This window comes from Alistipes sp. CAG:29 (assembly GCF_000435435.1).
GTDB lineage: Bacteria > Bacteroidota > Bacteroidia > Bacteroidales > Rikenellaceae > Alistipes > Alistipes onderdonkii.
In genome coordinates this window covers 68,850-84,909 of the sequence record NZ_FR893466.1, presented here as the reverse complement: position 1 = coordinate 84,909, position 16,060 = coordinate 68,850, and the positions used below count along the sequence as shown (strand labels likewise).

At 62.2% G+C, this 16,060-nt stretch carries 12 protein-coding genes and 1 tRNA gene; 11 read left to right on the top strand and 2 right to left on the bottom strand.

Annotated features, from left to right (window positions below; genetic code table 11):
* The 6 genes from QVP03_RS07335 to QVP03_RS07310 form a co-directional block, all read left to right on the top strand.
* Positions 1 to 1,203: M23 family peptidase (locus QVP03_RS07335; RefSeq protein WP_288210693.1), on the top strand; the 1,203-nt coding region annotated here is incomplete at its 5' end.
* Positions 1,204 to 1,261: 58 nt separating this feature from the next.
* Positions 1,262 to 1,648, top strand: a complete 387-nt coding sequence (locus QVP03_RS07330) for a response regulator (protein ID WP_022332860.1) — start codon at positions 1,262 to 1,264, stop codon at positions 1,646 to 1,648.
* Between the two features lie 154 nt (positions 1,649 to 1,802).
* The gene (locus tag QVP03_RS07325; RefSeq protein WP_195665551.1) at positions 1,803 to 3,827 is read left to right on the top strand and encodes a sensor histidine kinase; all 2,025 of its coding nucleotides are present in this window, start codon (positions 1,803 to 1,805) and stop codon (positions 3,825 to 3,827) included.
* On the top strand, positions 3,824 to 5,137 hold the full coding sequence (locus tag QVP03_RS07320; RefSeq protein WP_018694959.1) for a sensor histidine kinase: 1,314 nt from the start codon (positions 3,824 to 3,826) through the stop codon (positions 5,135 to 5,137). Before QVP03_RS07325 ends, QVP03_RS07320 begins: the two co-directional genes overlap by 4 nt.
* 351 nt (positions 5,138 to 5,488) lie before the next feature.
* A complete protein-coding gene (locus QVP03_RS07315; RefSeq protein ID WP_022332858.1) occupies positions 5,489 to 8,629 on the top strand; it encodes a glycosyl hydrolase in 3,141 nt (1,046 codons plus the stop codon).
* A gap of 13 nt (positions 8,630 to 8,642) precedes the next feature.
* On the top strand, positions 8,643 to 10,052 hold the full coding sequence (locus QVP03_RS07310) for an L-fucose/L-arabinose isomerase family protein (RefSeq protein ID WP_022332857.1): 1,410 nt from the start codon (positions 8,643 to 8,645) through the stop codon (positions 10,050 to 10,052).
* A 5-nt stretch (positions 10,053 to 10,057) separates the two neighbouring features.
* Here QVP03_RS07310 and QVP03_RS07305 read toward each other — a convergent pair whose 3' ends face one another.
* Positions 10,058 to 10,957 (bottom strand): helix-turn-helix domain-containing protein, encoded by a 900-nt coding sequence (locus QVP03_RS07305; protein ID WP_022332856.1) that lies wholly within the window; start codon positions 10,955 to 10,957, stop codon positions 10,058 to 10,060.
* 128 nt (positions 10,958 to 11,085) lie between these two features.
* Positions 11,086 to 11,159, bottom strand: a tRNA-Arg gene (locus QVP03_RS07300).
* Between the two features lie 348 nt (positions 11,160 to 11,507).
* Here QVP03_RS07300 and QVP03_RS07295 point away from each other — a divergent pair.
* The 5 genes from QVP03_RS07295 to QVP03_RS07275 all read left to right on the top strand — a co-directional run bounded on the left by QVP03_RS07295 (position 11,508) and on the right by QVP03_RS07275 (position 16,044).
* Positions 11,508 to 12,062, top strand: a complete 555-nt coding sequence (locus QVP03_RS07295) for a 30S ribosomal protein S16 (RefSeq protein WP_022332855.1) — start codon at positions 11,508 to 11,510, stop codon at positions 12,060 to 12,062.
* Between the two features lie 252 nt (positions 12,063 to 12,314).
* Complete coding sequence (locus QVP03_RS07290; RefSeq protein ID WP_022332854.1) at positions 12,315 to 12,845, top strand: ribosome maturation factor RimM; 531 nt, start codon at positions 12,315 to 12,317, stop codon at positions 12,843 to 12,845.
* Between the two features lie 14 nt (positions 12,846 to 12,859).
* Positions 12,860 to 14,161, top strand: coding sequence for a tRNA 2-thiouridine(34) synthase MnmA (gene mnmA, locus QVP03_RS07285; protein WP_022332853.1), 1,302 nt, complete (start codon positions 12,860 to 12,862; stop codon positions 14,159 to 14,161).
* A 680-nt stretch (positions 14,162 to 14,841) separates the two neighbouring features.
* Positions 14,842 to 15,081 (top strand): helix-turn-helix domain-containing protein, encoded by a 240-nt coding sequence (locus tag QVP03_RS07280; protein WP_018694950.1) that lies wholly within the window; start codon positions 14,842 to 14,844, stop codon positions 15,079 to 15,081.
* Positions 15,082 to 15,090: 9 nt separating this feature from the next.
* Positions 15,091 to 16,044: an endonuclease/exonuclease/phosphatase family protein gene (locus tag QVP03_RS07275; RefSeq protein ID WP_022332852.1), complete on the top strand. Its 954-nt coding sequence runs from the start codon at positions 15,091 to 15,093 to the stop codon at positions 16,042 to 16,044.
* Positions 16,045 to 16,060: the final 16 nt, after the last annotated feature.

Below are 16,060 nucleotides of genomic sequence, written 5' to 3'. Positions count from 1 at the left end.
GGGATCATCCGCCCCCATGACGACCTCCCGCCGCGCATCATGCGGATCCACTACATCGAGGTCGACACCGTGCAGGGCGTCCCCGTGCACAGCCGCCCGGAGAGCTATGCCGTCGTCCGCAGCGCCGGGGGCAACTACCGCCTGACGCGCGAAGAGCCCGTCGGCGCGGGGCGCAAAGGCTACTTCGTCGTCGAGGCCAGCGACCGCCGCAACGGCGTGGGCAACACCTTCGGCCTGTGGCGCCTCGCCCTATCGGCCGACGGCAAGCCCCTTTTCGAATACCGCATGGACGGCTTCGAGCAGGCGAATTCGCGCTGCTGCGACGCCGTGAGCTACTACCCGCTGCAACTCACCTCGCGCAACGAGGTGATCCGCACGGCGCAACTGGCCGAATCCCCCGACTGTTTCTACCCCGTCATGGAGGAACGCGGAATCGTCCGCACCGAAGCGGGACAGACCCGCCGCATCCGCATCGAGGCATGGGACGACTGCGGCAACCGCTCGCAGCTGGAATTCGACATCCTCGGCCGGACGGAGAGTTTCCGTGCCGAAGCCGATAGCGCCGCCACGGTGCTCACCCCCGGGCGGACGGGCATCGTCCGCCTCGGGCGCGAAGTCACGGCACGCATCCCCGCCGGAGCGCTCTACGAACCGGTTTTCTGCCGCGCTGAACGCTGCCCCGCCCCGGCGTCCGATTCGACGCTCCTCGTCCTCACGTCCGGCTACCGCATCCTCCCGGTCACCACGCCGCTGCACCGGGCGATGACGGTCAGCGTGCGGGCGTTCGTCCCCGAAAACCTGCAGCCCCACACGGTGCTGGCCGCCCGCAACGTCAAGGGGCGCCTTACCTGCATCGGCGGGAAATACGCCGACGGTGCCGTCACGGCCACGACCCGCACCACCGGAGAACTGTTCGTCGTGGCCGACACCATCCCGCCGCGCATCCGCCCGCTCTTCACCGAAGGGGCAGACCTCACACGCGCTTCGGGCATGCGCTTCCGCGTGGGCGACAACTTCTCGGGCATCGCCTCGTGCACCCTGTTCATCGACGGCAAATGGGTTCCCTGCGACCGTCTCCCGATGCAGGACACGCTGATCCACCTGTTCGAGGAACCCCCGGCCCGCAAAAGCCACAGCGTCCGGCTCACCCTGACCGACGCCTGCGGCAACACGGCCTGCTGGGAAGGAACAATTCGCCGGTAATCCTATTTGTTTTCCGGAAAAATTTTTTATATTTGCACTCGTCCCAACTGTAAAAACAATGACAGACAACAATCCAGATGCACGTAAACCGCTGATACTTATTGCGGAAGACGTTGAAAGCAATTACAAATTGCTGGAAATAATACTCAAAAAAGAGTATGAGCTGCTATGGGCGAAAAATGGCAGAGAGGCCGTCGACTATGCATTGGAGCATCATCCCGATGCCGTGTTGATGGACATCAAAATGCCTGTAATGGACGGTATCGAGGCACTCAAGGAGATACGCCGGCATACCACCCAATTACCCGTTATCATGCAGACCGCCTATGCCTTCGACACGGATCGCCGCATCGCCGAGGAAGCCGGATGCAACGGCTTTATTACCAAGCCGGTAATGCCCCGGGAGTTGAAAATGTATCTGGATATGAGCCTGAAAAAGGCATAAGGTCTCGCATAATTTTCCACAGAACGGAGCCGGACTTTTTGTCCGGCCCGTTTTTTTTACTACCTTAGTCCCAATTTTGCGTTACACCCACATGTCCCCTGTCCGCCTGCTTTTATGCATATACTGCGTCGTCTTCGGCGCAGGCGTATCTCTTATGGCCGCGCCGTCCTCCGTCACGGACAGCCTCCAGGGCAGGCTGGCGCATACGTCCGATCCCCGCGAACGGGTGCAGTTACTGCTCAACCTCAAAGACCTGAACGAGGACACGCACCTCAACCTGCCTTATTCCATCCAGCTTTTCCGCGAAGCGGCGGACATCCGCGACACCTACGCCATGTCGGTGTCCGTCATCCCGATCCTCAGCCGGTATTCGATCTATGTCGAAAAGGAAGATACGCTCCGCTATTACGTACAGGCGCTCCGCGACCTGACTCCCGGCACACCCGAAGAGGGTGCCGACGCCTATGCCGAAATGTGCATCGGGTTCTACCGCCTGGGGCACCAGTACGACCTTGCGGAGAACCTCAGGCTGGCACATGAGGTTTACGACTGGAGCAACACCCCGCCCGAAGAGCCCGAGAACATCTACCAGCGCACCAAACGCCTGCTCCTGCGCGGCTACGCCAACCTCACGCTCTGCTACCACGAGGGCGGAAACCGGCGGGCCTATATCCCGCAGACCGACACGTGGCGCGAAGCCTACGAGCTGACGGAGCAAATGCCGAACCTCAATATCCGCAGGTGCTTCGCCAGCATCATTTACTACGTGCTGAGCGGCGCCTACAACCAAAGCTACCGCTACGACGAACAGGTCGCGCTCACCAATGACCAGATCGCACTGCTCGACCGCTACTATTCCGCCGACAGCACCCTCGGGCGGCGCCCCTACCTCTATAAGGACAACAGCTACGTGCGGCCTTACCAGCAGCTGATGCAATGTGCGCTCAATATCCGCCGCAACGACTACGCCGCCCGGTACTTCAACGAGTTCCGCAGCCGTATGCTCGCGGCCGAAGGGGAAAACCTGCTGCGCAACAAAAGTTACCTCTACGAAATGGGCTACCTCTGGAAAGCCAACACCGGCGCCTATGCCGAAAGCATCCAGTATTCCGATTCGCTGATCCGCCTGATCGAAAGTGGCAAGGGCTATTTCAGCATGCTGCCCAACAAGGTCTACCAGGCCTACCGCGACCGCAGCATCCTGCTCACCAAGGCCAAGCGTTACCCGGAGGCTTTCGAGGCCTTCGAGCACACGATGCAGGTGCAGGATTCGATCCTCACCGCCGAACGCCGCGAACGCCTCGAAACGATCCGCCGGCAACACGACCTGGACAAGCGCAAGCTGGCCGAAACGCGGGCCCTGATCCGTAACCGCGCCGCCACGAGCCTTTCGATCGTGGTCATCGTGCTGCTGATGTCCGGCACGGGGATCTACCTCCTGCGGTCGCTGCTGCGCAACCGCAGACTGAAGGCCGACATCCTCCGCCACAGCCGCAAGGCCCAGGAGAGCGAACACATGAAATCGGTCTTCGTAAACACGATCTGCCGCGGCATCGGCCCCGCATTCGACGCCATCGACACCGCAGCCTCGCGGCTGATGCTGTCGGACATCGACGCTGCCGAGCGGAATACCTGCTGCGACTCCATCCGCGTCAACGCCGACCTGCTGCTTTCGGCGCTCGACAACATGCTCGAAGCCGCCAACCTCGACAGCCTGACCGAGGCCCTGCGGCTGGAGGAAACCAACATCGACGAGGTGTGCCGCGCCGAACTGCTTGCCGCTTCGCGGCTTAGCTGCAATCCCGGGGTGGCCTTCACGATCGAAGCCCCGGAGAACCCGGCCACCGTCCGCACGCATGCCAAATACTTTTCGTTCGTGGTGCGCGCGCTGCTCGACAACGCCCGCAAATTCACCCGGGAAGGCTCCGTCACGCTCCGCTATGAAATAGACCCGCGCCGCAACGAACTTCGGGTTACGGTGACCGACACGGGCTGCGGCATCCCGCCCGCAAAACGCAACGACATCTTCGGCCTGCCCTCCGACGACTCGAAGGCGACGCCGGGGCTGAGCCTCGCTTTATGCCGCCTGATCGCCCGGCACCTCTCGGGCAACATATCCCTCGACGAGGCATATACCGCCGGTGCACGTTTCATCTTCACAATCCCCGCCAAGCCATGAGCACGCGCCGACCGATACTCTTCCCGGCAATATGCCTGGCGCTCGCGGTTTTCTGCGCCGCAACGGCGCAGCCGCTGCAACCCGAGGGCGACAACGAATTCGGGGGTACGCCCGGCATGCACCTTTTCCTGCAAAGCAGGTTCATCCGTACGCACCAGGCCGACCGGCTCCACTTCGCCCGCATGCGCCACTACCGCGAAGGTTATCTCGATGCCGTCGGGCACGGGGAGTACGCCAGGGCCCTGGCCTTCTCGGATTCGCTGATCCGCACCGCCGAACACCACCCCGTGGCCGGCGTGCACTTCACGGATTGCTACAAGGAACGGGCGGACATGTTCCGCAGGCTGCACCGCGACTCCGAGGCCTGCATGGCCTATGCCCGTGCCGTGAAGGTACGGGATTCGCTGCTGCGGCTCGAACAGAGCAAAGTCATCCGCGAGAAGCAGGAGTCGTACGAACTCGACCGGATGGCGCTCGACGCGGCGCTGCTTACGGCCCACCACCACAAAACTGCCCTGGCCTACGTTTCGCTGGCACTGCTGGTGATCGCTGCGGTCGTCGGTGCGATCTATGTCGGCAACCGCCGTACCCGGCGACTGCAGAAGGAGTTACTCCTGCAAACGAAGCACGCCCACGAAAGCGAACTCAAAAAGGCCGCATTCGTCAACTCGGTCTGCCACGAAGTGCGTACGCCGCTCAACTGCATCATGGGATTCTCCGAGCTGCTCTGCGCCGAGGAGATCACCCCGGAGTCGCGCGCCCAATACTGCGAAATCATCCGGGACAACCGCCGCCAGCTGCGATTCCTGTTCGACGACATGCTAGAGGTGGCCTACCTCGAAAACCTGCACGCGCCGCTGCCGTGCCAGTATACGAACCTCTGCGCCGTATGCCAGGCGCAACTGCGGATCATGAAGGTGAGGTACCCCAAGCCTGGCATCGTTTACAAAGGCGCGATCCCGGTCGCGGAGATTGCGCTCAACACCAGCGACAAATACCTGACGATACTCATCTCGGCACTGCTCGGCAACGCCTATAAATTCACGCAGGAAGGCACGATCAGCCTCGAATGCGACCGTCTGGGCGACGACCGCGTCTTCGTCGCCGTCGCCGACACGGGCTGCGGCATCCCGCCCGAGAAGCACGGCTATGTCTTCGAGCGTTTCACCAAACTCGACCCCTTCAGCCAGGGCAACGGCCTCGGGCTCTACCTCTGCCGCCTGATCGTCACCCACCTGCACGGGGAGATATACATCGACTCCGGATACACGGGCGGGACGCGCATCGTCGCCATCCTGCCGCGCAGGTAACCCCGCCTGCATCCGCTGCCCCACACCCGCTGCCCGGCCGTGCGGGGCACCCGTCCCCGGCTCGCCGTGTTTTTTCCGCCGGCTTTCAGCGCCCCCACCGTTCTGCCGGATCCCCGGCCCTCTGATTCCCCGATTCCACAGTCCCCCGTTCCTAACGATCCCGCCTGCCCGGCCCGGCAGCATCCCGGCCATACCGTCTCTCCCTGCTCCGCATCCCGCCCCGAACCTCTCGGTTCGCCCGCGCCATCCTCCGCACGCTTTATCAGAAATGAAAAGTCGTTTATCAGGATTCGTTACCGCCCGAAGCGCATAACCTTTACCTTTGTAAAGCAAACACAATCCGGAACGACCATGAAAACCAAACCCTCCGCAATCAAAAGCCTGCTGGCGGCCGCCCTGGCGGCATCGTGCCTCGCCAGCTACGCCGCAGCCCCCCAGAAACGGGAAATGAAATTCGAGAAGCTCCGAAAGGAATTCGCCGATCCCCCGCGGGCATTCCGCCCGGCGCCCCTGTGGGTCTGGAACACGCGGGTCACCCGCGCCGACATCGACCGGATGCTGGGCGACTTCAAGGCGCAGGGCTTCGGCGGCGCCTTCGTCCACCCGCGGCCGGGGCTGGTCACCGAATACCTCTCCGACGAATGGTTCGACCTTTATAAATACAGTGTGGAAAAGGGGAAAGAACTGGGGCTCGACATCTGGATCTACGACGAAAACTCCTACCCGAGCGGCTTCGCAGGCGGACATGTTCCTGCACAGATGCCCGAATCCTACGACCAGGGCCAGGGGCTCGCGCTCACCAAAACCGCACTGCCCCCGGCCGATGCGGGAAAATACTTCCTCTGCCTGAAAAAGGAGGGCGGCACGTTCCGCGACATCACCGCCGACACGGGCCGCTACAAAGACGTCCCGGGCGAATACTACCTTTACGAAAAGACCTATTACGGCCGTTCGGGCTGGCACGGGGGTTACTCGTACGTCGACCTCTTGGTCGAGGGCGTCACCGAAAAGTTCCTCGACATCACCATGTCGGGCTACGAAAAGACCTTCGGCAACGAGCTTGGCCCGGTCATCAGGGGGCTTTTCTCCGACGAACCGTGCATTCCCAGTTCGGGCGGCGTGCGCTGGACGCCCGACCTGTTCGAAGTGTTCCGCAAACAGTGGGGCTACGACCTGGCAACTTCGCTGCCCCTGCTCTCCGAGCAAACGGGCGACTGGAAACAGGTACGCCACAACTACCTCGAAACGCTGACGCAAATGTTCGTAGACCGCTGGGCGAAGCCCATGTCGGCCTATTGCGACCGCAAGGGCATGCTTTGGACGGGGCACTACTGGGAGCACGACTGGCCGAGCATGTACCAGGGCGGCGACAATATGGCCATGTACGCGTGGCACCAGATGCCCGCCATCGACATGCTCTTCAACCAGTACAACGACCAGAGCCCGCAGGCGCAGTTCGGCAACGTCCGCGCCGTGAAGGAGCTGCGCAGCGCCGCCAACCAGACGGGGTGCGTACGCACGCTGAGCGAAACCTACGGCGGCGGGGGCTGGGACGAGACGTTCCGCGACTTCAAGCGGCTGGGCGACTGGGAATATGCGCTGGGCGTGAATTTCATGAACCAGCACCTCTCGCACATGACCATCGCCGGCGCCCGCAAATACGACTATCCCCCGGTCTTCACCCGCCTCTCGCCATGGTGGGAGGACTACAAGGTGCTGAACGACTACTTCGCCCGCCTGTCACTCGTGCTCAGCCAGGGCGAACAGATGAACGACATCCTCGTCCTGGAACCAACCACGACGATCTGGCTCTACTACTCCTATGTCATGAACGACCCCCGCTGCATGGAGATCGGCAGCGCATTCCAGCGTTTCGTCACCACGCTCGAAAAGGCGCAGGCGGAATACGACCTGGGCTCGGAGCACATCATCAAGGACCGCGGTTCGGTCAGGGGCGGTAAATTCGTCGTCGGAAAACGCGCCTATGCGAAGGTCGTGATCCCGCCCATGACCGAGAACCTCAACGCCGGGACTTTCAGCCTCATCCGCCAATTCGTCGAGGCGGGCGGGCAACTGGTGCTCTTTGCCAAACCGACGCTCGTCGACGGGCGGCCCAGCCCCGAACTGGCGGATTTCCTCGACCGCAACGCCTCCCGGATACGCCGTTACGCGGCACTGGACGGTAAGGCGATCGCCGAATCGTTCGCGGACGACAGGATCCGTTTTTGCAACGTCACGGGCAACGACCTCTACCACCAGCGGCGCAGCTACGAGGACGGGGAGCTCCTGTTCCTGGTCAACTCCTCGCTAAGCGACACCGCCACGGGCAGCGTCGGCCTCCCGGCCGGGGAGCTGGTCGAGCTGGACGCCGTCTCGGGCGACATGCGTCCCTACCCGCACACCGCCGACGGGAAAAGCGTCGGGGCGGACTTCAGCCTGCCGCCCGCCGGGAGCCTCCTGCTCTTCGCCCCGGCTTCGGGCCGGAGCGCCCTTGCACGTACCTCCCGGGCGGCATCCGGCACCGAAACACAGCCAGCAGGGAGCACCAAGCTGGAGCCCGCCGGCCCGCTGGAGGTCACCCGCCTGAAAGACAACGTCCTCAACCTCGATTTCTGCGACCTGACGGTCGACGGGCGCACCGAGCGCAACCTCTACACGTTCGAGGCGTGCAACAAACTCTTCAACCATTGCTACGGGACAGGCAACCCGTGGGACTCGGCCATCCAGTACAGGCAGACTATCGTCGAACGCGACACGCTGACCACGGGCGACATCCGCGTAAGCTACCACTTCGTCGTGGCCGGGGACTTCGACACGCGCGGCATGAAGCTGGTCGCCGAACAACCCGGCATCTGGAACGTGACGTTCAACGGCACGCCCGTCGAAGCCGCGGCGCCCGACACGCTGCTCGACAGCCGCTTCGGGATCTACCCCGTAGGCAATCTGGTGCGGCGGGGGACGAACACCGTCGAACTGAGCGTCTCGCCCATGAGCATCTATGCCGAAATAGCCCCCATCTACCTTTTCGGCGACTTCGTGCTCGAATCGGCCGGGGCGGGATGGATCGTCCGCGAACCCGCCGGGAAACCGGCCTTGGGAAGCTGGAAACGGCAGGGGCTCCCCTTCTATTCGTGGGACATGGCCTACGGCCGGGACTACGACATCGACGACCCCGCGGCCGGTTACACGCTCCGGCTGAACGCCTGGGAGGGGACGCTCGCACGGGTCTGCGTGAACGGCCGCAAAGCGGGCATCATCGCCTGGCAGCCCTATGCGTTCGACCTCACGCCCTACCTGCGCAAGGGACGCAACCGCGTCGAAGTGCAGGTGGTGGGCAGCCTTAAAAACCTCTTCGGCCCTCATTACAGCGCCGACAAGGGTATCGCAGGCCCGTGGCACTGGAACAACGTGCCCAAACAGCTGCCCGGCAGCGACTACGACCAGCGGGACTACGGCCTGCTGGAAGATTTCGAAATCGTCATGACAAAATAACGGATCACAAACCATGAAAATAGGATTGATCGCAGTAGGGCTGAACACCTACTGGCACCAGTTCGGCGGACTGCGCGAAAGGCTCGACGGCTACCGGAACGCCATAAAGGAAAAAATGGAAGCCTACGGCGGGCAGATCGTCGCCGACGCAGGCATGGTCGACGACGTGGACAAGGCTCACGCAGCCGCGGCCCTTTTCAGGCGCGACGAAGCCGAAGTGCTGTTCATCTTCATCTCGACCTACGCCCTTTCGTCCACGCTCATCCCCTTCCTCGGGGAGGGTATCCCGGTCGTGCTGCTCAACCTGCAACCCGCCCCGGCCATCGATTACGCCCGGCTCAATGGCATGTCCGACCGCGGGGAGATGACGGGCGAGTGGCTTGCCAACTGCCAGGCCTGTTCGCTGCCCGAATTCTGTTCGGTATTCAACCGCGCCGGCACCAAATACGACGTGGTGACGGGCTACCTCGACGACGCGCAGGCCTGGGCCGAGATCTACGGGTGGATCGACGCGGCGAAGGTCGCCTGCGGCATGCGCCGCAACCGCATGGGACTGCTGGGCAACTACTACGGCGGCATGGTCGACGTCTACTCCGACCTCAGGCTGCAGAGCACCGTCTTCGGCACCCATGCCGAAATCCTGGAGATGTGCGAACTGCACGAATTCCGCCGCTCGGTGACGCAGCGCGAGGCCGACGCGAGGGTCGCCGCGTTCGGCGAGGCGTTCGTCGTCGACGGGGGCTGCACGCCCGAAGAGCTGGAGCGCGCCGCACGCACTTCCGTGGCACTGGACAAGCTCGCCGAAGCGCACCGGCTGGGTTCCCTGGCCTACTACTACGCGGGGGCGGCGGGCAACGCCTACGAAGACATCGTCACGTCGGTCATCGCCGGCAACACGCTGCTGACGGGGCGCGGCATCCCCGTGGCGGCCGAATACGAGGTGAAAAACGTGCAGGCCATGAAAATCATGTCACTGCTGGGCGCCGGGGGTTGTTTCTCGGAATTCTACGGCATGGACTTCACCGACGACGTCATCCTGCTGGGGCACGACGGCCCGGCGCACTTCCTGCTCGGCGAAGAGAAAGCCCGCCTGGTGCCGCTTCCCGTTTACCACGGCAAACCCGGCAAGGGGCTGTCGATCCAGATGTCCGTGAAACACGGCCCGGTGACGCTCCTGTCGGTGGTCGAAGGACGCGACGGGATTTCGTTCCTGCTGGCCGAAGGCGAATCGGTGCCGGGCCCCGTGCTGAACATCGGCAACATCAACAGCCGTTACAGGTTCCCGCTTCCCGCGCGGGAATTCATCGACCGCTGGAGCAAGGCGGGGCCTTCGCACCACTGCGCCATCGGTGTGGGACATGTCGCCGGAGCGATCCGCAAATACGCCGCGCTGCTCGGAATCCCGGTGACGGTCGTCTGCTGAGGGGGTTACCGCCCGGGCTGCCTCCGCTCGCGGCGGTACTGCTGGGGCGGGACGCCCTCCCTTTTGCGGAAGAAGGTGGAAAAGTGGCTCGGGGTCTCGAACCGGAGCCTGTATGCGATCTCCGCGACGGTGAGCTCCGTCGTATCGAGCAGCTCTTTGGCACGCAGGAACCGGATCTGCGAGAGATATTGCGCAGGCGAGGTATCGGCATACTGCCGGAACATCTTGCGGAACCACGAATAGCTGACCGACAGGCGTTCGGCGATCCCCTGCGGCGTGAGGCCGTCCTCGACCTCGCGCTTCATGATCGCGCGCGCCTCGTCGATCTTGCGGATGGCCAGCGAATCGTCGAACAGAATATTCCGGTGCTTGTAGTAGACCGACCCCAGCAGGAACTGCACGATCCCCGCCGCGACCTGCTGGTAACCGGCCTGTTCCCGGAGCGCATAGCCGACGATCTCCTCGTACATGCCGATGATCGTCTGGCTGAACCCCAAGTCGAATACCGGGCTGCGCGGCGAAAAGAACCCGTTGGCGACCTGCGCATCGACGCTGCCGCCCCGGAATCCCACCCAATGTTCGAACCACCCGGTAGCCCTGTCGGGCTCGTAGGTATGCCACTCCCCGGGGAAGAGCAGGATCATCGTCCCGGCCCTGATCCGCTGGCGGCGGCACGAACGGGACTCGAAATAGCCCTCCCCGCGCGATATGTAGACCAACTGGTACTCCTTCAGGACGCGCCCCTTGCCGGGATCGAAAATATGGGACTCGGGATGCTGCGCCTGCGGGTAGGAGCTGTGCGCCGCGACCGCCTGGTACCCGGCCGTGGTGACGACCAGCCCCCACGCCTCGTCGTTGCGGCTGATGTTGAGATACTTTATGTTGCAGCCCGGTAGCGGTTCCATGCCTGAAAATATCGGATTCGACCCAAATTTACGAAAAAGTCCGCAGGAGGCCAAACCCGGCGAAGGAAGATGCGGGCGGAAAAACGAAAAGGGAGCCCGGATTCGATTCCAGCGCTCCCTTTTCCGGGTGATTCCGGCGCGGTTCGAACGCGCGACCCGCAGCTTAGAAGGCTGCTGCTCTATCCAACTGAGCTACGGAACCATCGGCAAAACCGCACCCTGCGGTGACGATTTGCGCCGCAAAGATAGGAATTTTTTTCACAACAGTCCCCGGCTGAACGAAAAATATCGCTTTCCGCAGGGATGCAACGGCTTGCAACCCCACGGAAACCCGGTTAGGGGCACGGCCCTGCACCGCCACAAGCCCGCCCTTTTTCCGGCAGTTCCCGCCGCGGCCCGCCATGCACCGTATCCGGCAGAAAAACAGCCTGTCGCACCGATTTTTCGGCGAATTATTTTGCCGGGCGGAATATTTTGTCTACATTTGCAGGCTTAAAAGCCCAAAGTGGGTGAGCGTTTTTTAATTAATTACAACAAAATTTTATAGCAAATGGCTGTTAAAATTCGTCTGGCACGCCACGGTAAGAAAGGTTTTGCTTTCTACCACATCGTTGCCGCAGATAGCAGAGCGCCACGTGATGGTAAATTCATCGAAAAGTTGGGAACCTACAACCCCAACACGAATCCTGCTACGATCGACCTCGACTTCGAGAAAGCATTGGGTTGGTTACAGAAAGGCGCACAACCTACGGATACTTGTCGGGCTATCCTCTCGTACAAGGGCGTATTATACAAGAAGCACCTGTTAGGCGGTGTCGCCAAGGGCGCATTCTCGGAGACCGAAGCCGAAGCCCGCTTCAACAAATGGCTGGGCGAGAAGGCCGGTAAGATCGAGGCCAAGAGCAACAAGCTCGCCACGGATGCCAAGTCGGCCGAGAAAGCACGCCTGGCTGCCGAAGCCAAGATCAAGGAGGAGCGCGCAAAGGCCATCGCCGAGAAGCAGGCCGCTGCCGCAGCTGCCGCCAAAGAAGCCGAGGAGGCTGCCGCCGCCGAAGCTGCCGAGGCTCCCGCAGAGGGCGCAGCAGAGGCTCCTGCCGCAGAATAACACCAGGAAAGCTTCTTTCCGGAATCCCGGTAAATTTCCCGCAACGGGAGGTTTACCGGTTTTTTTCATTACTTTTGCAGATAGTCCCATGCGGGCGCATCCCGTGCGGGAATCGTCCGGCAAGGCACAGCGAGGCGCTGCACGGCACGACAAGGCGGCAGCACAGCGGGGCCGGGTGTAACGGAGCGGCCGGGATACCCGCTTCCCCCGTTCCGCACCGCGATACGGACATAAGAGAAAAAACGAACCGATATGAGCGTTACTATTCCCGCAGGCAGGATCAACAGGCTTTTCGGCACCGACGGAGGTGTGATGCTGTCGCTCTATGCCGATTTCCCGGAGGAATTCGATACCGGCACCCCGCTGCTGGTCACGATCGACGCCCTCGAAGTGCCGCTCTACTGCGAACGCTTCGAACGCCGCGGCACCTCGGGCGCCGTGGCCTCATTCGCCGATTTCGACACCGAGCGCCGGGCTCAGGAACTCGTCGGGCTTGAATTCCGTATCGAATGCGACGAGGACGAAGACGACGAATTCTACCTGGAAGACCTGATCGGCTTCGCCGTGACCTGCACCGAAGCGGGCGCGGACGGCGCAAAGGGAGCGGCCGCCTTCACGGGTTCGGTCACGGACTACTACGACAGCGACGCCAACCCGCTTTTCGAGCTGGAGATCGGCGGCCGCACGGTGCTCCTCCCCGCCGCCGAGGAGTTCATCGCCCATATCGACTTCGGGGGGCGCACGATGAAACTGGTGCTGCCCGAAGGGCTGCTCGACCTGTAAATAACAATATTACTATGGCACGTGTCGTAATCGGACTTTCGGGCGGCGTGGATTCATCGGTCGCCGCCTACCTGCTCAAACAGCAGGGGCATGACGTCGTGGGGTTGTTCATGATCAACTGGCACGACACGACGGGAACGCTCGAGGGCGACTGCCCGTGGCACGACGACCGCGTCTTCGCCGAGCTGGTCGCAAAAAAACTGGACATCCCGTTGCACGTCGTCGACCTCTCGGCGGACTACCGCACCCGCGTGGTCGATTACATGTTCTCGGAATACGAAAAGGGACGCACGCCCAACCCCGACGTGCTGTGCAACCGCGAAATCAAATTCGACGTCTTCCTGCGCGAAGCGCTCCGGCTGGGCGCCGATTTCGTCGCCACGGGGCACTACTGCCGCAAGGCCGAGGAGACGCTCCCCGACGGACGAACAATCTATAAACTCCTCGCGGGCACCGACCCCAACAAGGATCAGAGCTACTTCCTCTGCCAGCTCTCGCAGGAACAGCTGCGCTACGCCCTGTTCCCCGTCGGCGATCTGCTCAAACCCGAGGTGCGGCGCATCGCCGCCGAGCAGGGGCTCGCCACGGCCAAGCGCAAGGATTCGCAGGGCATCTGCTTCGTGGGCAAGGTCGACCTTCCGGCCTTCCTGCAACAGAAGCTGGCCTCGAAAAGGGGTAATGTCCACGAGATACTCCCCACGTGGCCGAAATACGGCCCCAAGGCCCGAATCCCGGCGGGCACACCCGATGCCGGACAAGCAATCCCCGCCCCGGCATCCCCGGCCGCCGGACGCCCGGACGGGGATCCCCACTCCCCGGGCGGACAGCACGCGGCCGACGTACCCCCCACAACCGAACAGCTCGCAGCACTGGCCGCCCCGTGGCGCTACACCGTCCGCGACGGCAAGAAGATCGGCGAGCACGGCGGGGCGCACTTCTACACCATCGGCCAGCGCAAGGGACTCGGCATCGGCGGGCGCAAGGAATCGCTGTTCATCCTCGCCACCGACACCGTACAGAACGTCATCTATGTCGGCGAAGGCGACAGCCACCCCGGCCTGTGGCGACAGGCACTGCATATCGCCCCCCGCGAGATACACTGGGTCAACCCCGCGCGCACGATGCCGGCAGGCCATAGCGCCCGCTTCAGCGTCCGCATCCGCTACCGCCAGCCCTTGCAGGAGGCCACGCTCTTCGTCCGCGACCAGGGAGCCTACATCCTCTTCGACACCCCCCAGCGGGGCATCACACCGGGGCAGTTCGCCGCATGGTACGACGGCGACGAACTGGTCGGTTCGGGGATAATCTCGGAATAGTTTTTCCGATCCCAGCCCCCTCCGAAAAACGGTTTCAAGCCCCCTGCCGGACAGGCGCGGCGTATATTGCCGCTTTTCCTAAGCATAGATTTGTCTTTTCTCAAAAGGCAAATACGTACCTTTTGGTGGCAAAAGGTACCCAAAACCATCCGCATGCCGTTTTCGCGGGAGCAACTGCGGAGCCTCGCTGAACGGGCACGAAAGACTGCGCTTTTCGCACGCCCGTTCCGGGCGCTCGGCGCCGCAGCCGCTCTTTATCCGCTGCAAACGAAATGCGGAAAATCCTGCTGTCCGGAATTCTCGCTGTGCGGCAAAAAACAGAGAAACACGATAACAAAAATCCCGACTTGATGCCGGAGCCGTCGGCGGACGGCGGACTAAAAGCGCGAGAAACGGGGCAGGTTTGCTTGCAAACCCGCGATTAGGCGCCCGTTTCCAGCGTTAGGACGCCAAGAGCAGGCGAAGCATCCGTCGGAGAGTTTTTGGTACTTTTTGCGGAAAAAAGTACATGTTGGAACCAAAAGAATCGTATACATTTCCCCTCCAAAGATACCAAAAACAAAAATTCCGGCACAAAGGCCGTAGTACACCGGCTTAATAACTACCTATACATAGGCGAATTTAAGTTATAACTATACTTTCACAATGGCATAATTTTTAGTTTTACATCATCTAAACAGATGCTTGTGAAACCGAAAAGTGCTTTCGACATATACGTCAGTGCCGCAGTTCGCAAAGAGCGGATGGCTCAACGTGTTTCACAGGCCACATTGGCTTATGGTATAGGAGTAAGCGACGGATTCATTTCACAAGTTGAAAGCCCGAAAAATCCTTCAAAATACAACCTCAACCATATCAACGAGATCGCCCGGTTCCTGGGCTGCTCGCCGCGCAAGTTCCTGCCCGAGGAGCCGTTATAACCCCGGCCTATGTCGCTGCGCCGCATCATAACCGCCCTCGCCGCAACCGGCCACGCACGCCCCGTCCCGGGCAGCCGGGCTTTACGCGCCTTGCAACGGCTGCCACGCATCATAACCGCCCTGCTGCTCTTCCTGGCAGGCATCCCCGCCCATGCACAACCGCGCACGGGCATCGTCTACTGGGATCTCGACCACCTCTACGACACTGTCCCCGCCCTGTTCTACAATGACACCGACTACACGCCCTCGGGACGCCTGGCGTGGGACACGGAGCGCTACCGCCGCAAGATACGCCATACGGCGGCCGTCATCGACTCGATGCGCATGCCGCTCGTGGCGCTGTGGGGCGTCGAGAACGAAGCCGTCGTCCGCGACATCGCAGCCGCCTGCGAGGGCGATTACAGCTACCTGCACCGCACGCTCAACTCCCTCGACGGCATGGATTTCGCACTGCTCTATTACGGCGACCTCTTCGAGCCCCTCTACGACGAGCCGGGGCGCCGCTACCTCTACATCGAGGGCCTCCTCTACCGCCGCGGCAAACCCATGCGACGGGGATCCGGACGCGTCGTCCGTCCCACGCGCACCGACACCATAGGGCTCGTGCTGTGCAGCGACACCCGCATGGCCGAATGGGTCGTCCGCGACCTGCGCGAAGAGCGCCCCGGGGTGAAGCTGCTCGTCGCGGGACGCACCTCGTCGCTCGCCCCCGGAGCCTTCGGGCTGCGCGACGCACTGGAGCGCCCGGCACGGCTCGGGCGGGGCAACGTCCGCCGCCGGGGCGGCTGGCAGATGCGCGACCGCATTCTGGCCGACACGGCGCTCCGCACCTCGGCGGGCGATGTCTATGCGCGCCGTTATCTGATTGACCCCAAGACGGGTACCCCGCTTCCGACCTACGAAAAAAGGCGGTACAGGGGCGGCTACGGCTACGCCCTGCCGGTATTCGTTTACTTGGAGTAGATTTTTTTGGAATTCC